Consider the following 251-nt stretch of genomic DNA (forward strand, 5'->3'; position numbering starts at 1 on the left):
GCTCAACAGTAAGGCCTGGTTCATCGCCACCAGTTGATGATGTTCAACTTTCTCGCAAGCCCATGCCATCGCCACCGGATATAGCGTAAAGCCAGCGGCACCGAGGATGAATAACGCTGGGGCCATCGCCGCCTGGCTAAGCATCGCGATACTGCCGAGAATGACGACAAAGACCTGAACACGCAACACCAGCAGTCGACCAAACTTATCCTTGGACAATGGCCGATTGGACGTCTGGCGGATAAGTTTGG

The 251-nt window shown here is 54.6% G+C and carries 1 protein-coding gene; it reads right to left on the minus strand.

The genetic code is table 11. From position 1 onward, the window contains the following. On the minus strand, nt 1–219 hold a 219-nt coding region (locus AC0L3J_RS38250; RefSeq protein WP_473350597.1), incomplete at its 3' end, for a hypothetical protein. Between the last annotated feature and the right edge of the window lie 32 nt (nt 220–251).

The sequence above is a fragment of the Bradyrhizobium sp. Kon37 genome (assembly GCF_055807535.1).